Annotated in this window: 19 protein-coding genes; 13 read left to right on the top strand and 6 right to left on the bottom strand. The window is 47.2% G+C overall.

What is annotated here, in order from left to right; genetic code table 11:
* Positions 1-55: 55 nt before the first annotated feature.
* From NIA71_RS07880 to NIA71_RS07865, 4 genes are all read right to left on the bottom strand, one after another.
* Complete coding sequence (locus tag NIA71_RS07880; protein ID WP_332108560.1) at positions 56-2,446, bottom strand: ABC transporter permease; 2,391 nt, start codon at positions 2,444-2,446, stop codon at positions 56-58.
* Complete coding sequence (locus NIA71_RS07875; RefSeq protein WP_253020120.1) at positions 2,443-3,126, bottom strand: ABC transporter ATP-binding protein; 684 nt, start codon at positions 3,124-3,126, stop codon at positions 2,443-2,445. Before NIA71_RS07875 ends, NIA71_RS07880 begins: the two co-directional genes overlap by 4 nt.
* 66 nt (positions 3,127-3,192) lie before the next feature.
* Complete coding sequence (locus NIA71_RS07870; RefSeq protein ID WP_253020119.1) at positions 3,193-4,419, bottom strand: sensor histidine kinase; 1,227 nt, start codon at positions 4,417-4,419, stop codon at positions 3,193-3,195.
* A complete protein-coding gene (locus NIA71_RS07865; protein ID WP_148397214.1) occupies positions 4,416-5,144 on the bottom strand; it encodes a response regulator transcription factor in 729 nt (242 codons plus the stop codon). The genes NIA71_RS07870 and NIA71_RS07865 overlap by 4 nt, the downstream gene beginning before the upstream one ends.
* Positions 5,145-5,293: 149 nt before the next feature.
* On the opposite strand from NIA71_RS07865, the gene NIA71_RS07860 reads away from it, so the two are divergent.
* The 4 genes from NIA71_RS07860 to NIA71_RS07845 all read left to right on the top strand — a co-directional run bounded on the left by NIA71_RS07860 (position 5,294) and on the right by NIA71_RS07845 (position 8,134).
* Complete coding sequence (locus NIA71_RS07860) at positions 5,294-5,485, top strand: hypothetical protein (RefSeq protein WP_148397215.1); 192 nt, start codon at positions 5,294-5,296, stop codon at positions 5,483-5,485.
* 358 nt (positions 5,486-5,843) lie between these two features.
* Entirely contained in the window at positions 5,844-6,296 is a 453-nt protein-coding gene (locus tag NIA71_RS07855; protein WP_148397216.1) for a DUF2975 domain-containing protein, read from the top strand.
* 15 nt (positions 6,297-6,311) lie between these two features.
* Complete coding sequence (locus NIA71_RS07850; RefSeq protein ID WP_148397217.1) at positions 6,312-6,518, top strand: helix-turn-helix domain-containing protein; 207 nt, start codon at positions 6,312-6,314, stop codon at positions 6,516-6,518.
* Positions 6,519-6,571: 53 nt separating this feature from the next.
* Complete coding sequence (locus NIA71_RS07845; protein ID WP_253021289.1) at positions 6,572-8,134, top strand: DUF4153 domain-containing protein; 1,563 nt, start codon at positions 6,572-6,574, stop codon at positions 8,132-8,134.
* 116 nt (positions 8,135-8,250) lie between these two features.
* Here NIA71_RS07845 and NIA71_RS07840 read toward each other — a convergent pair whose 3' ends face one another.
* Together NIA71_RS07840 and NIA71_RS07835 are read right to left on the bottom strand one after the other, a co-directional pair.
* Positions 8,251-8,919, bottom strand: coding sequence for a class I SAM-dependent methyltransferase (locus NIA71_RS07840; RefSeq protein ID WP_148397219.1), 669 nt, complete (start codon positions 8,917-8,919; stop codon positions 8,251-8,253).
* Positions 8,920-9,660: 741 nt separating this feature from the next.
* Positions 9,661-10,149 carry a small multi-drug export protein gene (locus NIA71_RS07835; RefSeq protein WP_253020118.1) on the bottom strand — a complete coding sequence of 163 codons (489 nt, stop codon included), beginning with the start codon at positions 10,147-10,149 and terminating at the stop codon, positions 9,661-9,663.
* Between the two features lie 170 nt (positions 10,150-10,319).
* On the opposite strand from NIA71_RS07835, the gene NIA71_RS07830 reads away from it, so the two are divergent.
* The 9 genes from NIA71_RS07830 to NIA71_RS07790 all read left to right on the top strand — a co-directional run bounded on the left by NIA71_RS07830 (position 10,320) and on the right by NIA71_RS07790 (position 22,774).
* Positions 10,320-10,871 carry a helix-turn-helix domain-containing protein gene (locus NIA71_RS07830; RefSeq protein ID WP_253020117.1) on the top strand — a complete coding sequence of 184 codons (552 nt, stop codon included), beginning with the start codon at positions 10,320-10,322 and terminating at the stop codon, positions 10,869-10,871.
* Between the two features lie 171 nt (positions 10,872-11,042).
* Complete coding sequence (locus NIA71_RS07825) at positions 11,043-12,440, top strand: sigma-54 interaction domain-containing protein (protein WP_253020116.1); 1,398 nt, start codon at positions 11,043-11,045, stop codon at positions 12,438-12,440.
* A 194-nt stretch (positions 12,441-12,634) separates the two neighbouring features.
* On the top strand, positions 12,635-13,756 hold the full coding sequence (locus tag NIA71_RS07820) for an alanine dehydrogenase (RefSeq protein ID WP_253020115.1): 1,122 nt from the start codon (positions 12,635-12,637) through the stop codon (positions 13,754-13,756).
* A gap of 70 nt (positions 13,757-13,826) precedes the next feature.
* Positions 13,827-14,954, top strand: a complete 1,128-nt coding sequence (locus NIA71_RS07815) for a hypothetical protein (protein ID WP_148397222.1) — start codon at positions 13,827-13,829, stop codon at positions 14,952-14,954.
* 730 nt (positions 14,955-15,684) lie between these two features.
* Positions 15,685-16,392, top strand: a complete 708-nt coding sequence (locus NIA71_RS07810) for an Ig-like domain-containing protein (RefSeq protein WP_253020114.1) — start codon at positions 15,685-15,687, stop codon at positions 16,390-16,392.
* 186 nt (positions 16,393-16,578) lie between these two features.
* Entirely contained in the window at positions 16,579-18,642 is a 2,064-nt protein-coding gene (locus tag NIA71_RS07805; protein WP_253020113.1) for a helix-turn-helix domain-containing protein, read from the top strand.
* A gap of 235 nt (positions 18,643-18,877) precedes the next feature.
* A complete protein-coding gene (locus tag NIA71_RS07800) occupies positions 18,878-19,996 on the top strand; it encodes an alanine dehydrogenase (RefSeq protein ID WP_148397225.1) in 1,119 nt (372 codons plus the stop codon).
* A gap of 15 nt (positions 19,997-20,011) precedes the next feature.
* Positions 20,012-21,082 (top strand): NAD/NADP-dependent octopine/nopaline dehydrogenase family protein, encoded by a 1,071-nt coding sequence (locus NIA71_RS07795; RefSeq protein WP_148397226.1) that lies wholly within the window; start codon positions 20,012-20,014, stop codon positions 21,080-21,082.
* A 15-nt stretch (positions 21,083-21,097) separates the two neighbouring features.
* Positions 21,098-22,774: an APC family permease gene (locus NIA71_RS07790; protein ID WP_148397227.1), complete on the top strand. Its 1,677-nt coding sequence runs from the start codon at positions 21,098-21,100 to the stop codon at positions 22,772-22,774.
* Positions 22,775-22,947: the final 173 nt, after the last annotated feature.

Below are 22,947 nucleotides of genomic sequence, written 5' to 3'. Positions count from 1 at the left end.
GATAGAAAGAAAACCATGTGCAAGCGGGTATGATAACTGCTCGCACATGGTTTTTTTATTGCTGCTTGGCGTTGATGGTATCGACAATGGAAAGCCGGTGAATCCGTTTTGCAGGACCATAGACAGCGGCGATGGATGAAGCGATTACCAGCAGCAGGATCAAGGCCAGCGGCCCTGCAGGAACCTGCCAGGGATCGCCCCAGCGGTAGGTGACCAAATGCTCATACAAAAATTTGTGGATGGGAAGACCGGCTGCGCAGCCGATGATACTACTGGCTGCCGCATAGGTGATCGATTCGGCCAAAATCATTTTTATCATCTGACGGCTGCTCATACCGATTGCCCGCATGGCTCCATATTGAGGGATTCTTGCTGACACGCTCATGGCGATGCTGTTGATGATGTTGAATACAGTTATCAGAGCAATGATAATCAGAAATCCATAAATAAAGAGCGCAAAGGATAGATAACCGCCCTGTACTTCGGCATTGGATGCCCGTTGGTCGGAAAAGGTCCTGTTTGGTCCGGAAGTCAGGCTGCGGATGCGATTCACATCCTGATCGGTCGCCTTGTCGGAAAGCTGTACATCGATGATCGTGTAGCCGCCATCTCCCTGGAGACTGCGGAAAACTGCTTCCGAACAGATAATAATTTCTGTATCTGCTTCATTGGTAAAGGGTGAGTCTGAAAGGACTCCGGTCACGGTAACGGTCTTTTCTTTGCCTTGAGAATGAACCGTAATGGTATCCCCCGGATGTAATGGGTTTTTAGCATCATAAACGGTTAAAACCGCATCTTTGTTCTTTTGCACATTACCGAGGGAACCTTCGATTAAAACGTCTTTTGCCCAATCAAATTGATGTTGTTCGTAAGAGATTAAATCCACACTTAAAGGATTTCCGGATGTTTCAGCAGAGAGCTTGTAGGCAAACATACGTCCATAGACCTTTTCCACGGCAGCGTCATCTTCCAGACAATCCGTTAAACGGCTGTTCAAAGAGCGGGTATTATCGGCGCTGATGATGGATAAATCCGGCGTATAGGGCTTCAGCGGTTTGATCGCATGATCCATAAAATCCATGGTCGCGGAAAAGGCGAGGAAAAGAATAATGCTGAGGGCAAAGGAACCGGCCATCAGCGCAAAATTCTTTTTACTCGCTTTAGCGTGATGCACGCCCAGAGCCGTGTCAACCTTAAGCCATCTCGTATTGGCAGCCTTGCTGGCGGGCTGCGGCGTATACGCGTTTCCGGATACAGCGGTAAGGGGCGAGACTTTGGCTGCTTTCTTTGCCGGCGATTGGGCTGCCAGAAGAACGGTGAGAATGCCCACGGCAATGCCGCAAACCACGCTGATCCAGCTGACACCAAAGATGGGCATGGCAGAAAAATAGCTGGGACTCAGATCGCGGAGCACAGCGCAAAGAATCCAAATGACAGCCATACCGGACAGAATGCCGATCGGCAGGGCCCATTTGCACCATTGGAGCGCTTCCAGCCGAACAAAGCGAATAATCTGTTTTTTCGATGCTCCCAGGCAGCGGAGCATTCCAAAAAATTCCGTGCGCTGCATGATGTTGGTACTCAGGCTGCCGGCGATCATCAGAACACCGGCCAGCAAAACAAGCAGGAACAGGACCAGTGCCACGCTGTACAGCTGAAGAATAAAGGAATCTCTGCTCTGCCCGAGGGTTGCCAGGAGCTTGGTGTTTTTTGCAATATCTTTTTTATCGCTCCAATTAAACTGGGATGCAATATCGTTCATAACCCGGTTCATGTCGCAATGGGTGGAAAGCTGGATATAATAGCACCCATCCTGATCAGTGACATCCCCACTTTTCATGGAGGCTGTCAGGGCCTGGTATCCGTCCGGATTGAGGAAAGTACCGATGCCGTCTGCTTTCATGAGCAGAGATGTGTTTTCAAGAAAGCCGGACACGGTGTATTGATAGGATTCCCCTTGAGGCGTGTCCAGGGTGATCTTATCTCCTACTTTTATTTTCAGACGATCCTTCGCGTTTTCTGTCAGAGCTGCTTGCCGGTCATTCTGCGGAAAATGGCCCTCCACAAATTTGATTCCGGAAAAGATATTTGAGAGAAAGGATGAATCAAAGCTGCAGATCGCTGTTTTGCCCGGACCAATCCGATAATCCTGGGCCAGCCTGTAGTTTAGGACGCCGTACCAGGCGGAAGCGGTCACTTCGGGGCGGGCAGCTACCATGGCCGCTTCTTCTTCGTCAGCAGTCTTGAGCATCATGTGCCAGTTGCCGTAATCCTTGATGGCCTGCAGACGCTGGCTGCGCACTTCCATGTCGGCCATACCGAAGATAACAGTGACCAGAAAGACGGCCAGGGAGATACAGATCAGAGTCATACGGTTCTGTTTTCTGTATACCTTTGCAGAGATGGGTATCAGATCAAGGTAATGTTTCATCTTTTTGATTTTCATTGCCGCACCCCGCCTAAATCTGAAAGTATGCCGTCGGTAACGCTCAGCACTCGATCGACAGATGCGGTAAGATTGATGTTATGGGTGATCATAAGAATGGTCTGCTGATAGAGCCGTGAGGCTTTCAGCAGCAGGTCCATCACATCCTGACTGCTCTTAGAATCCAGGTTCCCAGTTGGTTCGTCCGCCAGAATGAGGGTAGGTCTGGTGATTAGAGCGCGTCCAATGGCTGCGCGCTGCTGCTGGCCGCCCGACAGCTGTCCAGGCAGGTGGCGGCGCCGCTCAGTCAGGCCTAGAACCTCCAGGATTTCATCAACTTTGTGCGGGTCCGGTTTCTGATAATCCAGCAGCAGAGGAAAAATCAGATTCTGTTCCACTGTCAGCTCAGTGATCAACTGAAAAGACTGAAAGACAAACCCGATATTCTGTCGGCGAAAGACGGTGCGTTTTTGTTCTTTCATAGAGAAAAGATCCTGGCCGTCCAGATAGATGGCCCCGGAAGTTGGCGTATCTAGGGCGCCGATGCAGTTGAGCAGAGTGCTTTTCCCGGAGCCGGATTCTCCCACAATGGCGCAGAATGTCCCTTTTTCAATCGTAAAAGAAACGTCTTTCAGCGCTTGAACTTGATTGTCACCTTTACCGTAGGTTTTGCATAGATTTTGAACCTTTAAAATTTCCATAGGGAAGTACCTCCTTTTTCTTTGTAAAGTATACCAAATGAGCCTTACAAAGAGATGAATCTCAACTTACAGATCCGTAAGGAAAGAAAGGGTGAACACGGTGCCTTTTCCGGGGGCGCTTTGAACAGAGATCAGGCCGCCCTGTCCTTCGATAATAGCCTTTGCCAGCGGCAGCCCCAGTCCGATCCCCGGCGTATCCAAAGAGCTTTTGCTGCGGTAGAACCTCTTGAAGATGTGATGGAAGTCTTCCGGCCGAATTCCAGGACCATTATCGGCTATAAAGAGGCGGAGCATGGTTTGAGAGCGTTCCCAGGTAATGTCAATCTGCCCCTCTGGACCGGTGTGATCCAGAGCGTTTTTTACGATATTGGTGATGGCTTCACTGGTCCATTCCAAATCGCAGAGGATGGTTTGGGAAGGTCCGGAGAAGGAGAGCCGTTTCCCTTCCTGCTCAGCGCGAAGCCTAAGCTGTTCAATGGATTTTTCCACCAGTTCCGACGCGGAATGCCATTCTTTTTCAAAGGAAATACTCCCAGTATCCAGTCGGGCGATTTTTAACATGGCGCCGATCAGCGATTCCATACGGCTTAGGGATTGGCTGGTTTTTTTGGAAAACTCGGCTACGGCAGATGGATTGTCCGCTTCACCGGCAATGATTTCGTTATACATGTTAAGGGCAGACAGGGGTGTTTTTAGCTGATGGGAAATATCTGAAATGGTTTCTCGCAAAAAACGGCGGGCATTATGCTCTGCCTCGCTTTTCGCCTGAAGTGCGCTGGACAGACTGTCGACTGCGGCAAACAGCCGATATAGAGTCCCTTCGCCTGCTCTGGGAAGATGGGCGGAAAAATCCCCGTCAACAAAACGGTTGATTCTTTGAATTGCCAAAAGATAAAGCTTTTCCCGCTTCCATAAAAATAAGATGGAGCCGATTAAGAGCAGGACGGATAAAGCAAGTGTCTGCAGGGTCAACATTCGGGCAAAATCCGCTTGTTTGCTGCGAAGGATCGGCAAAAAACGCAGGTCTGTATGTTCGGAAATACCGATCTGGGCAGCTATTTTTTTGCCTGCGGCAGTAATTGTTGCGTTTGTAAGCACGGCGGCCGCTTTATCAGCTGGAATTTTTTGCTCCACAAGGGCCGAGGCCGTCGCGTAATCGTGCAGAAGCTTGATGTCTTTTAAGGCCGTTTTTTGCTGCTGATAGGTAAACAGCGATGAGCCGGCAATCACCATAATAAATAAAATGAGGAAGAGAAGAAATTTTCGCGATTGGGTTTCGTGGATGAAACTCATATCTGTACCTCCTTCCATTGATAGCCGAACCCGCGGACCGTCAGCAGGTGGTCCGGGTGAGACGGATCGGATTCGATTTTTTCCCGCAGCCGGCGGATGTAGACGGATAGGGTATTGTCGTCGACAAAGTTGCCGGCGCCGTCCCAGAGCTCATTGAAGATGACTTCACGAGTGACAGTTCGGTCTGCGTTTCTTACCAAAAGGCAAAGCAGCTTATACTCGGCACCGGTCAATTCCAAAGGTACACCACGCAGCAGCGCCCGGCTCGCCAGCAGATCAATTGTAATATCCCCGCGGCAAAGCCTTGAAGCTTCGGATTCTTTGGACATTCCGGCTCTTCTCAGCAGTGCTCGGATTCGCGAGCATAGCTCCCCCAGCTTAAAAGGCTTGGTGATATAATCATCACCGCCGCAGTCCAGGCCGCGAATGACATTTACCTCTTCGTCCAGGGCAGTCAGGAAAATGATGGGGACTTGATTGCCGTGTCCTCTGACATACTCACATATTTCAAAGCCGCTGCCATCCGGCAGAGTAATATCCAGCAGGAGCAGGTCGTATTCTCCGTGCAGCAGAAATTTTTTTGCTTCCTCGAGCGTTCGGGCGATATCCACATCAAAGCCGTTCTTTTTCAGCGAATAACTGAGGCCATCCACCAGACTCCAGTCGTCCTCAAGTAAAAGAAGCTTGTTTGTATGAGCATGATCGATGGTTATTTGATGATCCATATTGCACCTCCTAATTACTATTATTATATTGGGGCATCCAGTAATATACAAGGGAGGGGAGGGTGGTTCTTTCTTACAATTCTGTAAGCAGAAAAAAGACAGCCGGCCTTAGTTGCTGGGACCGACTGTCTGAAGAAAGGAGGCAATCTGTGGAAATGACAGACTGCCGCACCATGAAAGTGGCGGCCGCCGAGTTTTGCAGAGCATGTATCAGGATTGCTGCATGCGTATGGTACGTTAATATTGTTTGTTGGATGGAAGGCGAACACGACTTTGCTGCTGGCGGCCTTGTTTTTTGCCCGGTGTCCTCTGGGCAGACGCATGCTCAAATGGCCTACTGATTATAGTCGTACAGGTTTTGGGACAAGACAGCCTTGGCAGTACCCTCTGCGCCAAATCTGTCCGGGCTTTTCAGCGAACTTGTACGTGTAAATAGGCCATTTGACCATACGCCGGAAAGAAAAAATATGTAATTAATTTACATATAGTATATAATATGGAAAACCATTTGTCAATCGATAATTTGAAAAAATTTCCATTTTGGTCGATCAGTTGGAATTATTATCTGAAGTTGATAATAGGTGGATATTAATAATCGACATAATTTTATTGTTATTCGATAAAAATATATTGACAAACAAATAATGTAATGGCATAATAAGGTAACAGCTGTTAAAGAAAGGGAAGGGAAAAACGACCATGTGGAACGCAACAAAATCTTTACATTTATCATCCATCTGTACGAAGCTGCTGATCGTAACCGTTTTTGTTTTTGCGGCTTTTTTGCCGAAACTGCTTGAGACCTATATTGAGGTGTCTCCAGCCTACAGCCAGATTACGCAGCTTTCGCCGCTGATGGCGATCCTGTATCTTTGCTGTCTGCCTGCGCTGATTGCGCTTTTTTCGCTGGACCGGCTGCTGGGAAACATTAAAAAGGATCGAGTATTCGTTGAGATCAATGTCCGCTATCTGCGGATCATTTCATGGTGCTGCTTTGCAGTGGCGGCGCTGCTTGTCTGTGCGGTTATCTATTATCCGGTCTTTATCGCAGTAGGCATTGTAGCGGCGTTCTTTGGACTGATTCTGCGGGTTGTTAAGAACGTGATTGAACAGGCGGTTATCATTAAGACTGAGAATGATTATACGATTTAGGAAGGAGCAGCGGAAATGGGGATTGTTGTCAATATAGATGTGATGATGGCCAAACGAAAGATCTCCGCCGGCGATTTGGCCAAAGCCATCGGGATCACACCCGCCAACCTTTCGATTTTGAAAAACAATAAAGCTAAGGCCATCCGTTTTTCCACATTGGAGGAGATTTGCAGGGTGCTGGACTGCCAGCCGGGGGATATTTTGGAGTACGAAAAAGAGTAACAAACGGATTTAAAGGGATTAAGAGAATGGTTAAGAGAGGGGCGTGTATTGTGATGGAAAATAGTGCGAAGAAAAAGAGTACATTGTACGAAGCCGCTTGGGATATGGAGTATACGAGGGCGGATGGGGCATTGGCCGTTTCGCTGCTGGCTGTTGGTTTTTTGTTTTGGGAGTTGGTCAGCCTTTTTCGACCGGGAGCAGGTACCGTTATTTTTACAGGGATCGTTTGTTCCGTATCGGTCATTTATCTGAATCACAAAGGGTATCGGCAGAACAAAAGAAGTTTGATTGGTCTTGTTGTCATCGTTCTATCGTCTGCTGTGTTTCTGATCTTTGATGGGTATCTGGAAAAGCAGTTGAATCTGCTGTTTATTATGGCTGCCTTTGTTCAATGGATTGCCTTGACAACCGGATCTACGATCGAAAACAGGTTGTCCGGGTACAGCCTGATCGATTTGCTGTATCAGAGCTTTGCAAGGGGGCTGGGCAATCTGCCATGTCTTCCGTCGATTCTGGCAAAGCATATAAAACAGAAAAAAGCCGGCAAGGGTACTGCGGCGGCTCTTTTGGGAATTTTGATTATGATACCCATTTTGTGCGCAGTGATTATGCTGCTGGTCAGAGCGGATCCAGCCTTCGACCATTGGATGGGCAGTATAAAAAAGGCGGTGTCCGATGAATTTCTCATCTATGTTTGGTACTTCGTTTTGGGTATTCCGGTAGCCTGCTATTTATGCGGCCTGATCCGGGGAAGTGTGGAAAAACATCCTTCGGCAATGGAAAAAACCAAGGTTGACAGGGCATTTGAGCGAATCCGCATTGCTCCTGCGGCAGCGGTCTGTTCCAGCCTGGCGGCCTTAAACTTGGTGTATGTGATTTTCTTTCTTGCACAGACCAGCTATCTGTTCTCTGCCTTCCGACAGATTTTGCCTGAGCATATGACTTATGCCGAATATGCCAGACACGGATTCTTTGAATTATGTGCAGTTACTGCGATCAACTTGGCTGTTATCTTTGCGGCAAAACTTTTGTCGCAGGAAGGCCGGGGCAAACTTCTGAGAATTGAGGTGATACTTCTTTCTGTCTTTACCCTTGCGCTTACCGTCATCGACCTGAGCAAGATGGTTCTTTATATTCAAAGCTATGGTCTTACGCGGCTGCGAATCTATACTTCCATCTTCATGATTTTTCTATTTATTGTGTTTCTGATTATTCTGCTGAGGCAAGTCCGTCCGTTTCAGGCAGGAAGGGCTGTGATTCTGGCAGCACTGATCTGTTTTTTCGGACTTTGTTATGGGAACGTAGATGGTCAAATCGCGAAGTATAATATGGGCCAGTATCTAGCGGGAAACTTGGAGTTGATGGATCGGGCCAGTATGGAAGCGCTGTCGGATGGAGCGGTGCCGTACTTTTTTAAGGCATATCGGGAGGCGAGCGATGAGGAGGATGCCCAGCTTTTATATGCTGTCATCACAGGGGATTCTGCTGGCAGTATGGCACAGGTCCCGGAAAAAGAGGACATAAAGACATTTAATTTGCAGCAATATCGTGCGCAAAAGATTCGTAAAGAGATCAAACCTCCTGCGGGGACAGGAGGCAGGCAGCTACTGTTTTAAGATGCGCTGCAGCCGTTTGTATGCTCAAAACAAGCTTGCACTATAAATAAAAGTGTTAAATTGTTAAGCCGCCGGGCGGTCGCATGAAAGATATTACTTCTCATCATGCCCCATGCCTATCCTTTGGAAATAATCAAAAATACGCTGGATTCATCGATTTCCATAACTTTGTAGGAAAGCCCTGAATTCTTGCCAATTTCATCCAACGCCTCCGGCGAATGGGTCGTTGCGCGGAAGCCATCTTTACAAATGATTACGCCATCTTTTGTTTTGTCATAATCAATTTCACCGAGAAGTCCTTTCTCTGCCTGTTCTTCAAACCATTTCAGCCGCCACTCCCAAAACTTGGCGCTGTAACTGCTGAAATAAGCTGAACCGCCGGGCGCCAGCAGTGACAGCGTTTTATGAATGACAGCAGAGTCGGCGCCCATGGCGGACAAACCGTTTTGCAGGCAAAGAATAACATCAAAAACCTGGTCAAAATCCATCGCATGAACATCCATAACGACCATGCTGGCATTGGGATAATCTTTCAGATACTCTTTGTTTAAAGCCACATTTTCCTCGGAAATATCCATTCCCACAATCGATTTGCAGTGAGGCGCCAGTTCTTTCATAATCCGACCATACCCGGCGGCCAATTCCAAAACCGCTTCATCTCCCCGAAGATTTTTTCTCACAAAATCGATTTCGGCTTCAAGATACTGCCTCACGCGAGGAATATCCGACGCGTACACTTGGAATAAACTCTGAGAATTCAATTTATCCGCATAATAGCTGCCCATATCCACATCCTCCTTACTATTCATCCCCCAGCAGCGCCGATACAATGGTTTTGCGTAGAATATAGCATGCGAGCACAGTCGAGCATGCTTCAAACTACGCAACCTTACGGCAACGCCGCTACAATGGTCTTGCGTAGATTATAACATGCGAGCACAGTCGAGCATGCTTCAAACTACGCAACCTTACGGCAACGCCGTTACAATGGTCTTGCGTAGATTATAACATGCGAGCACAGTCGAGCATGCTTCAAACTACGCAACCTTACGGCAACGCCGCTACAATGGTCTTGCGTAGATTATAACATGCGAGCACAGTCGAGCATGCTTCAAACTACGCAACCTTACGGCAACGCCGCTACAATGGTCTTGCGTAGATTATAACATGCCACAAAGCCCATTGGAACTTCAAGGTGTCTTCGTGAAGGAATAAAATCAGACGATTCGAGGAAGGCACAATTTAGTAGGGCCAAGGCTGGCGCACAAAAATGTCTGGATCATCTAAAAAAGCTGTAATTTTGATACTTTACCCTCCCGACCTCCTCGGATCGAAAGCAAGCAGCAGCAAAACTGTCTGAATTCCCGATAAAACCCGCGCATTTTGATAGTTTGACTTGCGGCCGGGTAAATGCTGCCCAGCCGTTGGCCATCAACAGCCCATCAGTTGCCCATCTGCCGCACAGCGACAGCAAGACAAAAACAAGCTGAACCGCTGAGCGCTAGCCGCAATAGAGGGTATGCCCCTTACCGAAAAATAAAATCAATGCCAAGTGCGGCAAGCGTAACGAGCAGCACGGTCCACATGATGACTCCAAGACTAACCCATAAAATGATACGCTGCTTAGGCACTCCCAATGAGACTGCTATGGTGCTGCCGATTAATGCACCGGTTAAAACGGGGGCTAGCAGGCCCAATCCAATGATTCCATATTTATCCCAAACTTGATATATTTTACTGTGCTGCCTATGCTTCTTTTTGCTTTCACGCTGCTGCATTTCGATTTGTTCGGATGTACTTAGCTGCTGATATTTGGCGGCTCTTCTATTTTGAATATAGTTTTTAACATGTCCGCCAATAGTCACAACCAACAGTGATGAGAGAATTCCGCCTATAATCGTCACAATGGCAATTATTATAGGAGGAAGCCCGAATACGAATCCTGCAGGTATTGCGGCCCAAAGCTCAAGAACGGCAATGCCGGTTACAGTGATGGTTTTAAATAATAGGTGCATAATGTTCCTCCATATTTCACAAACAATGATTTATCAGCATGATACCATAAAGTCTCATATGGTACAATAAAGTATTAATAAAAATATTTCTGTCTTGATTAATCCAAGCGATTAGCATATATTGTATGAAGAATGTTTTGTTAAACCCTGACAGAAAGGATTTAGGTAAAATGACAACATCTGATAATGAACGATTATTAAAAATGGCAGCTGCACTGGCCGCAAACCCCAGAGGTACGATCAAAGAAATTGCCGAATCAGCGGGCATAAGTAAAGCAACGCTCCATAGACTTTGCGGAACGAGAAAGGCGCTGGAACATTTGCTTTTTCAGAAGTCCTCGGATGCGGTTGAGGATATCATTTGCGTTGTAGATAAAAAACATACGGATTTTGAAAAGGGGCTGGAAGAACTGATTGACGTCCACCTAAAATATCATGAGTACATTCAACTGTTTTTTGCTTATCCGGAAATGGCAAAAGAATATAACTGGAGTAAATACCTTGAATCCATTGACCAGTTCTACCTTCAGGGTCAAAAAGAAGGTTTTTTTAAAATAGAATTCAGCGATGCCTTTTTTTCCGAACTATTTGTATCAACCGTTTGCGGGCTGATTGATGCAGTAGACAGAGGCAGGGTAGCGCCAAGAGGCCTGACCCAATCAATCAAAACGTTTTTATTGCACGGATGCGGGAACCCAGCCGCAAAATACAGGGAAGCCTAAAAATACTCCCTCGAATTCCATTTTTATCTCCCAATGCGGCCGCAATGCGATATAATATCTAAATATAATGATAATAAATCATTGTTATATTTAATAAAACGTTCTCCCATCGAACTGCCATTTTCGATGTAATGGATACATGTATGAAAATTTGTGAAGGAGTTGGAAACCATGCGGGGGATTAATTACAAGGAAATCAGCGACATTTTAAATTGCATCAGCGACGGCATCTTTATCACGGACGGCGACGGAAATATCCTGCTGTTAAACAAAGCATCCGCGGATTTATGCGAGTATGAAGAGGAACAACTAATCGGCCGGAATGTGGAAGATTTGATCAAAGAAGGCTATTTTGAAGAAAATGAAGTTGTTTCATTAAAATGCATTAAAAGCGGCAAGGAAGAAAGTCTCATACAAAAAGGGGAAAACGACGAGCACGAGCTTACGGTTACAGGAATCCCATTTTTGAAGAACGGCAAAGTGGAAATGGTAGTCGTAACTGAGCGGGATGTGACCAACATCAACCGTTTGGAAAGGGAACTTCGAAAAAATAAAAAACTAGTAGAAAAGTATAAGACCCAGCTGGAACGATATAAGGAGAATGAGAAGAAAAATTTAAAAGACATCATATTCGACAGCAAAGAGATGGAGGACACAATCACCATGGCGGACAGAGTGGCGAAAAAAGATATAACGGTTCTCATCCAGGGGGAGTCGGGGACGGGAAAAGAAGTGATCGCCAACTACATCCATCAATCCAGCGATCGGCGCAGCAAGCCGTTCATAAAAGTAAACTGCGATGCGATTCCCGAAACTCTGTTCGAATCTGAGCTCTTTGGATATGAAAAAGGAGCCTTTACCGGAGCGTCGGAAAAGGGTAAGCCCGGCCTGTTTGAACTGGCCAACGAGGGAACGTTGTTTCTGGATGAAATCGGAATCATGCCGCTGTCGCTCCAGGGCAAAATCCTCAGAGTCCTTCAAAACAGGGAAATCATCCGCGTAGGGGGAAAGGACTATATTCCCATCAATGTGCGGATCATAGCGGCGACCAATGTCAATTTGAAAAACGCCGTCAAAGCAGGAGACTTCAGGCTGGATCTTTACTACCGCTTGAATGTGGTGCCTATTGTCATCCCGCCTCTGCGAAATCGAAAGGAGGATATCATTCCCCTTGCCAGGTATTTTCTGCAAAAATACAACGAGGAATTTGACTCCAACTTAAAGATTGACAAAAGCGGATGGGACGTTTTGTACAAATACCAGTGGCCGGGCAATGTCCGCGAGTTGGAAAACATCATCAAACGCCTGGTCATCATCTCCGATGAGCACGAAGTCACCGGTCCCCAGGTGGCAGAACAGCTGGATTATTTCGACGTGGGCATGTCAGGCGGCCTTTTCTTCTGCAATGATCTGCGTACCAGCGTTGAAGAATACGAAAAAAACCTGATCATGTCTCAGATGGACTACTATAAGGGAAGCCGGGAATTGGCGGAAGCTCTGGGAATCGACAAATCCACCTTGAACAGAAAAATCAAAAAATACGGGATAAAAAACGCCTTGATCGATTGAAGGTTCTGCCGGCGCAGTTTGTCCCCAGCGGTGCACGAATGCGCCGCTTTTTTACGTTCCGAATTTGATGAAAAAAACAGAATATTGAAATTTCAACATTTTAGATCATGGACCTAACATGGCACGCTGCTTGCACTTATAAAGGGTAACAGCTGTTAATCTACAACAACAATGATGATATGGGAGGTAACAGGATGATCATAGGAACACCAAAGGAAGTAAAAGAAAATGAAACCAGGGTCGCAATGACCCCCAATTGGGCCAAGAGACTGGTGGGTGCGGGGCATGAAGTCTGGCTGCAGAAAAGCGCGGGCGAAAACAGCGGCTTTGCCGATGAAGCTTATACGGCCGTCGGCGTCAACCTGGCTGATTCCGCCGAAGAAATTTATGAAAAAGCGGAGTTTATCACCAAAGTTAAAGAACTGCAGCCGCAGGAATACAAGCTGATCAGAGAAGATCAGATGATTATGACCTGGTTTCATTTAGCAGAAGACTACGATAAGCCGATGGCGCAGGCATTAGTAGATCAAAAGAGCATTGGCCTGTCCATGGAGCTGATCGTTCTCGACGATGGATCAAGGCCGACCATGAAACCCATGAGCGACATCGCTGGCAGCCTGGCTATGCTGGAATCGGTTAAATATTGTCAGACTATGAATGGCGGAACCGGGCTTCTTTTGAGAAAAGTATACGGACTCCCCACACCGAGGATCGTGGTTTTGGGCGGAGGCCATGCGGGGTTCAATGCCGCGCAGGTAGCGGTGGGACTGGGATTGCAGACTACTATAGTCGAGGCTTCTTGGGACCGGATCGACTATTTGAAAGCCGCGCTTCCAGAAGCGGATGTGGTTTTGTTCGAAGAGAACGTCCTGGAAAAGATTTTGATTGACTGTGATGTTTTCATCAACTGCATATACCCTTCCCCGGAGCCGGGAACGAGAGAACCGCTGGTAAAGCGCTCAACTGTAAAAAAGATGAAGAAGTGTTCCTTGATTATGGATATAGCAGGAGCTGAAATCGTGGAAACTTCCCATTATACGACCCTGGGAGATCCGACCTTTACAGAAGAGGGCATTCTCCACTACTGTGTGCCTAACATGCCGTCTCTTTGTCCAAGGACAGCAACCGAAGCACTGCTGATGATTACCGGTCCTTACATCCTCAATATTGCCAACAAAGGCTTGAAAAAAGCGGCCGAGGACGATCCCGCGATTCGCAGATGCATCAGTACGGTTAACGGACAGATCGTTCATCCTGAAATTGGAATTAACCAGGAAATGCCATATACGGAGTTTGACTTTTCAATGTTGGATTAATTTATACAAGAAATCTTTAACGCCACATTCTGACCAATTATCATCCAAATAAGGAAGAAAGGAAATTGTTATGATAAAAATTGGAAAGAGCGAAGTGCGTATCAGTATGGTGATCAAACTGGCTGGTGCGTTCTGCGCATTCCTGATCGGGGCGGGATTCGCTACAGGCCAGGAAATCATGCAGTATTTCACCAACTACGGAATCGGCAAAGCCATCGGGGTAATGACCATCAACGCGCTGCTTGGCGCATGGACGTCAGCAGCAGTTATGAATCTGGGAAACGAAAGTAAAGACGTACAGGGGCTGGAATGTTACAAGAACTTATGCGGTAAATATGTGGGAACGCTGTTGTCCTGGTTTGTCCCTCTCTTCATGTTCCTCACGCTGATGACCATGATGGCCGGATTCGGCTCCACCTTCAATCAAGTGTTCGGCGGGCCGGAATGGCTGGGTTCTCTGATCCTTGCAGTAGTTGTAACACTCGTTGTACTGCTGGGGCTGGCCAGCGTCATTGACACCATTGGATTCATAGGGCCGACGATCATCGTCGTGACCATGGTGATGGCCATCGGCGTAATCGCAAAACATGGCGTGGATTTTGCCAACTGGAATCATTACATCACCACCCACGATGTACTGTTAGCCTCCAGCTCCTGGGTAATGGCGGGGATTTTATACGCATTATGGAACATTGTTATGTGTCTGCCCTTCATGTCGGCCATGGGTTCGAAAGCCAAAAACAAAACAGAAGTAGTTACAGGCGTGGTATTAGGGAACGTGTTGTTCGCTGCGGGCGGCCTATGCCTGGTACTGGCAGAGGGTTCCCAGATCGATTTGATTGCCGATATTTCCGTTCCGGCACTGGCAATGGCGCAATCCTTGTCGCCAATCCTGGGCGTGATTTACGCCGTCGTTCTTGCGCTGGCCATCTTTACCACGGCAGTACCGCTGATGTGGTCTGTAGCAGCCAGACTTACCAAAGAAAAGACAATGAAGTTCGCCATTGTATGCGTCATCATCGCAGTCTTAGGCTTCTTCGGCTCCTATCTGCCCTTCGAAACGCTGGTCAACATCGTAACACCTGCGGTAGGTTATGTGGGGCTGATCGGATGGCTGTTTATTATATGGAGAGATATCAAACTGGTTAAAGCAGCGCTGGAAAAAAGGCGGCTGCCAATGCCAAAAGACGGAGAATAATTGATTTAGAAATGCAAAGGAGCTGCCGTATTCAAATAGGTGACGAATGCGGTCAGCTCCTTTCTCGCACGAATTCCGCCTTTGCGGCGGATTGAGTTAAATCGGGAAAATTTTATTGAAATGTTTTGCTTTTTACGCAAACTTCAAGGTTTGCGGGGCCTGATATTGTGAAGAAGCAGGCATTGCTGCTTCTTGCTGCTATCGAGAGGGCGCAGCCGTTGCAAATTGCGTAAAAACTTGAATTTATTTTAATTTTTTTCCAAAAAAACGATGATGCCAGAAATTTGCTTTAGCAGGCAGCCTCAGGCGGCCGCAGCTCAGAGGCAAATCCAGACCCCGAATTTCAGTTTTTTTGCCGATTTCTATTCGATATGGGCAAAAATAGGATGCTTGTCCATAGAAAAATTGCAGGCCAGATACTAATTTGCTCTGATTCACAGGTCTATATGAATTAGTTTGCACAAAATTGACCTGCCAAGGCGCATGTCCGCTGGATTGCAATCCATTTCAGCCTCAATTTGGCCTCAAAAGGCCAAATTTCTATGGACATTGGCGGCAAAAACCTCGATTTCGAATAGAAATGGGATAAATTACCAGATTTGGAGACCAGCTTATTTGCCTTTTATATCTTTTTTCCTTGAAAATCCAAACAGTTACGATTACTATAATGATCAGGGGGGTGTCCGTAAGGGGTTGGAGAATTATCCGGAATGATGAAAAGGAGGAAATTATGAAACGGTTAACCAGGTTGGCTGCTCTTTGTTTGATGCTTTTCGTAGGCTGTGCGTTTACACTTCCTGCCCATATGGGCACATTGGAATCCTATGCAGCGGCGAAGGTAAAGATCAGCAAGACCAAAGCTACTGTGGTCAAAGGAAAGACCGTACAGCTCAAGATGAAAGGAACAAAAGCAAAGGTAAAATGGAGCTCCAGTAAAAAATCCATCGCAACCGTAAATAAAAAGGGCAAAGTAACCGCCAAGAAACCAGGAAAGGCGACGATAACAGCAAAAATCGGCAAAAAGAAATATCAGTGTAAAATAACAGTGAAGAATCCCACCACCAAGCTAAACAAAACAAGTCTGACTCTCCAAGTTGGAAGCAGTTATACGCTGAAAGCCAGCAGCAACGGCAAAAGCAAAAAAGCGACCTGGACATCCAGCAATCCAGCTGTTGCGGCAGTAAATGCCTCAGGCGTTGTAACTGCCAAAGCCGCCGGAACCGCCAAAGTTACGGTCAAAATGAACGGCGCATCGAAAGTTTGTTCTGTTACCGTGAAAGAAGTTGCGGTCAATCCGGCATCCGATTATGTATATGTGTCAGCCACAGGCAGGAAATACCATAGAGTTGCCACTTGCAGCAATATGGCAAGTCCGCAGAAAATTCTGTTGAGCGATGCAAAAAAACAAGGATACGAACCCTGCGCCAAATGCTACTGATTGCCCAAAAGCGATCTTTCCACATTCCAATGAAAACCCCGTAAAGCGGCCATGCTTACGGGTTTTTTCATGGCCACAAGGCATATTATATAGATATAACCACTATGTTTTGATATAATCAATGAAATAATATATATGCGGCAGCGAGCAAGCAGGTAAGTGGATAAGTTGTAAGGAGGACCCAAGATGATGTTGGAAGAAAAAGTGCAGTACCCCCAGGGTATACCCATAAACGTTATTATGAGTTCCATTGAGGAATATCCCATCCATTACCACGGCAACGACTTGGAACTGATCGTCGTGATGGAAGGAACCATCAAATTGATCATTGGCTACCGGACAATCCTGCTGAAAAAGGGGGACGTGTTCATTGTCAATGAAGATGAACTCCACAGTATGTACTCCGGCGCTGCCAACAAAATCCTTACCATCCAATTTGACCTGAACTTCTTTGTCCAATATGTGGAAAGCCTGGAATTTTCCTATATGATGTGCGAGACTTATCTGGACGGCAAGAAGATTGAAGATTTGAACATAACCTTGACCTCAAAGATCCAGCAGCTGATCCAGCTGTATGTAAAAAAAGGGGCCGGCTTCTCGAAAAAGCTGACCTCATTATCAATCGACCTGCTCACCTATATGAAAAGCAATTTCGAATATTTCTCCATTTATGAAAACCGCTATTTTATCAACAAGCTGGATTTAAAGGATAATCCGGCCAATGTGACCCGCATTTGGGAAATCTACAAGTTCATATACGAAAACTACGACAGGAAAATCACCCTTCAAGAGCTGGCTGAGGAAAAACACTTCAGCATGTATTATCTTTCCCATATCATAAAGGACTTTATCGGCATCTCCTTCAAGGAACTTCTTAATTTTTCCAGGGTGGAGATTTCCGAAAAGTATTTGCTGGAAACCGACATGCGGGTCAGTGAGGTGGCTTTGACATGCGGTTTTTCCGCGACTCGGTATTATGTAAAGGCTTTCGAAAATTGGTACGGTCAGACTCCGGAAGAATACCGGACACAGAGACTCAGCCATGCAAAAGCGGAAATAAAGAGGGATGTGCTGCCGCTGCAGGCGATCCTGGACTGCATCAGTGAAGAGCGGACAGAAGAGCGATACCGGGGCAACCCCTTGCTGCGGGACTTCTATTCAAAAGTCATTCCTTTCAGCGGCCAGTCGGCCAGGATGAAGAAAAAGGTCAATCGAAACAATCTGATTTTCATCACAAGGGAATGGGGAACCTCCGGCTTGATCCGGGATAGCCTCTTTGACATTCTGCGCAGCAAATTTGAGATCGGAGTGCTGATTTCCACTGTCAGCGGCAAGCTGCAGCAGGAGCTGTCAAAGGCACTGGAGTTCATGGATGAAGAACACTTGGATAAGGCCATTTACCTGTTCAACAATGATAAAAATATGCAGAACCATATCAACTTCTTTGAGACACTGGCGACAATGATGCAATTTCATAGCCCGGGCACAAAAAAGTTTACCCTGTTTATCGCGGACAACAGCTCGTCCCCGGGAAATTTTCAGTATTTGCTGGATTATCTGAAACAGAATACGCCGCTCGACGATTTTTTCTCGGTGGAGCCGATCTGCTGCGAGAACCTGATGCTGGACCATGACAGTTATGTGTTTGATTCCATTTGCGGGACTCCCTATTTGCTTCACGATCTACTGCGCGGCGATAAAAGGACCATATGCCCCCTGGTGGATGGGGAAAGCCCGTCTGCCGACATTTTAGCGGGAGGAAGCGGCCTGACAGCATGGAACGGATTGAAAAAAGCCGCCTATTTTGCCTGCTTATTTTATGCCATGCTGGGAGAGGAAGTAACGGCAGAGAACCAAGACTATATCATTACCCGTAAAGAAGACAGTTACCAGCTGCTTTTCTACGACTACTATCAGGAAGGGTATAAAAGAATTAAGTCGTTCACCAGCAGAGAAGAGGTTTCCGGGATTTTTGAAGAAGGAGTCCCAAGCAGTGAATACATTGTGGAAATCAACCATTTGCGGGGAACCTACAAAATGACCAGACTCAAGTTGGGCGATGAATGCTGCCTATTCTATAAATGGGCATCCATGGGATTTCCCCAAGGACTGACAAAATCAGAAACCATTTTGCTGGAAAAAAGCATATTCCCGGAAGTGACTTATGAAGTTATCACACTGGAGGGAACAACGGATTTATTCATCCACTTGCCCCGCTTCGGCAGCGAGCTGATCCTCTTGGAAAAATGATGAACAAGGATTATTTTTAAGCGCATTGACGTAGAAATTTTACGTTTTTGCGTTTTTTTTATGCCCTTTTTAATGTTTTTGCGATTTTTCCGGGCAGGGTCGCTCGGCCAAAAACAAACCCGATAAATTGGACTAAAAACGTGAAAATCCAAGGGCAAACAAATAATTGAATACTTTGATAATTATGATAATTTAGTTACTAACATATTGTTTGACGCATAGACAGGAGGTCATTATGATTATCGGAATTCCAAAGGAAAAAAAGGATCAGGAAGCCAGAGTAGGGTTAACTCCAAAGTGGGTAAAAAAACTGACCATGCAGGGGCACACCGTTTATATTGAAAAAGGCCTGGCCCATCTAGCGGGCATTGCAGACCAGCAGTACCTGGATGCCGGCGCGGAGATTTTACCGACCACTGAGGAAGTTTATCTGAAAAGCGATATGATCGTAAAACTGAAGGATTACATGCCGTCGGAACGGAATCTGCCGTTTAAAGAGGGACAGATCATCGTATGCTTCTTCCACCTGGGAGAAGTGGAACCGGATCAGCCCATGGTGGATAAGCTTTTGGAATCCAAGGTAACGGGCGTATCTCTGGAATTGATCCAAACGGATACAGGAGCAAGGCCCATCATCATGCCCATGAGTGAAATCGCAGGAAGAGTGGCGGTAATGTGCGCCTGCCAGCACTGCATGCTTTCTGATGGAGGGGCCGGAATCAGCCTGGCGGCCATCAGCGGAACCCAGAAGCCCAAAGTCATCATTTTAGGCGGAGGCACATGCGGGTCCGCGGCAGCGGATGTGGTTTTGGGATTGCATGCGGATGTCACCATTTTTGAATCCCAATACAGCAGAATCAATCAGCTGAAGGATCTGATGCCGCAGGCTAATTTGCTGCTTTGGAATACCGATGAATGCGCCGAGCTGATCAAAGACTGCGATGTTTTGATCAATACCATCTATCCATATCCGGGCATGGAATATCCGCTGATCACAAGAGAGATGGTGAAAACGATGAAGAAAAAATCCCTGATCGTCGATTTGGTCGGATGCGATATTATCGAAACGGTCAAATATACCACAATCAGCGATCCCACTTACGTGGAAGAAGGCGTAGTGCATTTCGGCATCGACAACCTGCCGGCGCTGGTTCCCAAAACCTCCAGCGATTTGTTCGCAAGCTCCATTTATCCCTACGTGGAAGCCATTGCTAACAAAGGCATCAAACAAGCATGTCTGGACAGCAAAGAACTATCCAGATCCATGAGTTTTGTCGGCGGAGTACTGGTTCATAAGGATATCGCTGATACCCATAATATGGACTACACACCGTTTGACACGAAGATGTTATAAGAAAGAGGTGATCTTATGAATGTTGCAGTTTTGGGAGCAGGCAACGGCGGACAGACCATGGCCGCTGATCTGACCCTCCAGGGACATCGGGTATCCCTGTATGAAATGCCTGAATTTGCAGGGCCGCTGCAGACCCTTTTTAAAAACAAGGTAATCACACTCAGCGGCTTTCTTGAAGGAAGAGCAGAAATCCACTGTATGACCACCGATCTTGCTGAAGCGATCCGGGATGCGGACATCATCTTCATCCCATTGCCCGCATCGGCCCACAGAAATTATGCCAATGCTCTTGCCGATCATGTGAAGGACGGACAGGTGATCGTCTTGATGCCGGGGACTTTGGGCAGTCTGACCTTCAAGCGGATCTTCAAGGAAAAAGGCGTGACCGCCGATGTGGCAATCTGCGAAACAAGCTCACTGGCGTATGATACGCGCATCGAGGAGCCAGGGAAGATCCATGTATTTGCGACCAATCCCGATTTGCTGTTTGGGGTGATGCCTTCCAGCAAGACTGATGAAGCATACAAACTGGCATCCAGCTTTTATTCTCTGAAAAAGGTGGATGACGTTCTGGCCTGCGGGCTGCACAGCTTAAATCCGGTGCTCCATATACCCGGCTGCATCCTCAACTCGGCCCGCATTGAACGTTCAAAGGGCCAGTTCTATCTATATGAAGAAGGAATTACCCCTTGTGTAGCAAAGGTCATGGAACAATTTGAGGAAGAGCGGAAAGCCCTTGTGGAAACTTTAGGCTATCCCTTCATGTCCCTGGCCGAAGAGTTGGCGGAGGGGCGCGAGCCCAGAAGCATCTGGGAAGAGGTGAACGGCTGCGAGAGCCTCGAGTTCATTAAAGGCCCCACTTCTTTGAAGAACCGATATTTTACGGAAGATATTCCTTACGGACTCACGGCCTGGATCGCCCTTGCCGATCTGCTGTCCGTCGATGTGCCGGTTATGCGGTCGCTTCAGATGCTGGGCTCGATTTTAATCGGATACGACATGGCCGATATGGTGAGAACCAAAGCCGATATGGGCATTGACGGCCTGGATCGTGATGCTTTGCAGGCATATGTGCATGATTTTTAAAGAGAGGAGGTTACCATGAGTAAACCTACGAAGGAGCAAGCAGTCAACATATATGACAACAGTAAAATTGTCCCTCAAAATGTCCGGCTGTACACCATGGTATTCTTGATATTCAGCTTTTGCTGCGGAGGATGTTTTGGCATTGAGGATATAATTTGCGTCAGCGGACCGGGCCTGGGCTTGCTGTTGATTTTAATACTGCCCATATTCTGGGCCGCGCCGCAGGCCCTTACGGCGGCGGAACTGGGTTCAGCGCTGCCCTACACAGGCGGATTTTACAAGTGGATCCAGAGAGGGCTGGGAGAATTCTGGGGTTTCTGCGCAGGATGGTGCAGGACTCTGGCTCAGTATTTTGAGATGGGCGGATATGTTGTCCTGGGCGTTTCCTATTTGAGTCTGGCGGTGGAGATGACCGAAGCCCAGGCGTATATGGTGAAAGCCGCTGTTATCATAATCATTACCATTATCAATCTTAGAGGAATCAAAGATGTTGGGGCCGTAACCACCGGCATCGCGATTTTAGTACTGGTTGCTTTCGCAGCCGTGACCGTCCTTGGTTTTATGAACTGGAACCAAAGCCCCTTTGAACCATTCTACAATGTGGATGAAGGCTTTGTCTGGAGTCTGTCGGGTTCATTGGCGGTGGCTATGTGGATTTATTCCGGATTTACATCTGTTTCCACGGTGGCCGGAGACTGCAAGGATAAGAGTGTCGTCTGGAAGGGGCTGCTCATCGGGATTCCTTTGATCGCCGCGGTATACTTCCTTCCGACTATCGCTACCCTGGGATCCGTGGGACAGTGGGCTGACTGGGGACCGGACGGGATCAACTATATGACCGTGGCCGCCCAGTTTGCGGGACCGGCCTTTGGAATCGGCTTTGCCATCATTGCTTTCCTTGCCAATGTTTCTACTTATAATACGGCCATGACGACCCTTTCAAGAGGCTTTTACGCCATTGCGGAGGATTGCCTGGCGCCAAAGGTACTGACCAAAGTAAGCAAAAAGAAGGGGATCCCGGTATTCGCGACCTTAACGATCTCCATCTTTACCCTGATTTCCGTTCAGTATTCCTTTACCATGCTGATCACCATTACCGTCACGCTGGTCATCGTCGACTATGTGCTGATTTGGATCGCGGGAATCCGTCTCAGAATCAAAGAGCCAGATCTGCCCAGACCCTTCAAAGTACCAGGAAACACGACCGCATTTGTATGTCTGGTCACGCCGGGAATCCTCATCGCTGCATTCTCCCTGCTGATCAACGGCGCCGACTACTTCCTGGGAGGCATGGTGGGATTGGCGCTGGTGCCAGTGCTTTATATCATCATTAAGCGGGTTTGCGGAGGGCTGCATAAGCTGGATCCGGTAAGGCATCCCATCAATCCCAAAACCAAGCTCTGCTACGGCGACTTGTTCAGGATTGCTCTGATTTTCATCGTATTCGTCGTATTGGGCATCATCGCTTACTTCTTTATGCCGATATATGAAGGCTCCTGGGGCCCTGAATATTATGCGGAAACCTATGGATTCGCCAACGCCTATCAAGTCATCACCCAGGGCATCCTTTGGATATCCATCGCATATGCGGTCATCGCAGTGATTTTGATCATCCTTGATCGAAAGCTCGACCCTAAGGACCAGCGGCCGAAGGTAGAGTCCTTTGTTCTGGAAAAACAGCCGCAAGAATGATCCATTTTGTGAACTGCTGGGAATAAGAAGCATTCGGGCCCGAAGGAGCGGGCTCGGATTCATAAAAGGTGAAAAGCAAAATTATCGCTGGAGCTTGTTCTGGTGTAAGTTTACGATGATTTTTCATCGCGGGAAAAGAAAAACAGCTGGAAAAGCGATAATTTCCAGCTGTT

Origin of the sequence: Ihubacter massiliensis, assembly GCF_024125305.1 — a bacterium.
Classification (GTDB): Bacteria; Bacillota; Clostridia; order Peptostreptococcales; family Anaerovoracaceae; genus Hominibacterium; species Hominibacterium faecale.
This window is presented reverse-complemented; position numbering and strand designations above follow the sequence as displayed.

Excerpts from the sequence above, each read along its gene's own strand:
- NIA71_RS07815 (WP_148397222.1), top strand. The coding sequence starts at position 13,827 with ATGATAAAAATTGGAAAGAGCGAAGTGCGTATCAGTATGGTGATCAAA.
- NIA71_RS07800 (WP_148397225.1), top strand. The coding sequence starts at position 18,878 with ATGATTATCGGAATTCCAAAGGAAAAAAAGGATCAGGAAGCCAGAGTA.
- NIA71_RS07865 (WP_148397214.1), bottom strand. The coding sequence starts at position 5,144 with ATGGATCATCAAATAACCATCGATCATGCTCATACAAACAAGCTTCTT.
- NIA71_RS07840 (WP_148397219.1), bottom strand. The coding sequence starts at position 8,919 with ATGGGCAGCTATTATGCGGATAAATTGAATTCTCAGAGTTTATTCCAA.
- NIA71_RS07850 (WP_148397217.1), top strand. The coding sequence starts at position 6,312 with ATGGGGATTGTTGTCAATATAGATGTGATGATGGCCAAACGAAAGATC.
- NIA71_RS07805 (WP_253020113.1), top strand. The coding sequence starts at position 16,579 with ATGATGTTGGAAGAAAAAGTGCAGTACCCCCAGGGTATACCCATAAAC.
- NIA71_RS07810 (WP_253020114.1), top strand. The coding sequence starts at position 15,685 with ATGAAACGGTTAACCAGGTTGGCTGCTCTTTGTTTGATGCTTTTCGTA.
- NIA71_RS07795 (WP_148397226.1), top strand. The coding sequence starts at position 20,012 with ATGAATGTTGCAGTTTTGGGAGCAGGCAACGGCGGACAGACCATGGCC.
- NIA71_RS07835 (WP_253020118.1), bottom strand. The coding sequence starts at position 10,149 with ATGCACCTATTATTTAAAACCATCACTGTAACCGGCATTGCCGTTCTT.
- NIA71_RS07880 (WP_332108560.1), bottom strand. The coding sequence starts at position 2,446 with ATGAAAATCAAAAAGATGAAACATTACCTTGATCTGATACCCATCTCT.
- NIA71_RS07790 (WP_148397227.1), top strand. The coding sequence starts at position 21,098 with ATGAGTAAACCTACGAAGGAGCAAGCAGTCAACATATATGACAACAGT.
- NIA71_RS07855 (WP_148397216.1), top strand. The coding sequence starts at position 5,844 with ATGTGGAACGCAACAAAATCTTTACATTTATCATCCATCTGTACGAAG.
- NIA71_RS07820 (WP_253020115.1), top strand. The coding sequence starts at position 12,635 with ATGATCATAGGAACACCAAAGGAAGTAAAAGAAAATGAAACCAGGGTC.
- NIA71_RS07830 (WP_253020117.1), top strand. The coding sequence starts at position 10,320 with ATGACAACATCTGATAATGAACGATTATTAAAAATGGCAGCTGCACTG.
- NIA71_RS07845 (WP_253021289.1), top strand. The coding sequence starts at position 6,572 with ATGGAAAATAGTGCGAAGAAAAAGAGTACATTGTACGAAGCCGCTTGG.
- NIA71_RS07825 (WP_253020116.1), top strand. The coding sequence starts at position 11,043 with ATGCGGGGGATTAATTACAAGGAAATCAGCGACATTTTAAATTGCATC.
- NIA71_RS07875 (WP_253020120.1), bottom strand. The coding sequence starts at position 3,126 with ATGGAAATTTTAAAGGTTCAAAATCTATGCAAAACCTACGGTAAAGGT.
- NIA71_RS07870 (WP_253020119.1), bottom strand. The coding sequence starts at position 4,419 with ATGAGTTTCATCCACGAAACCCAATCGCGAAAATTTCTTCTCTTCCTC.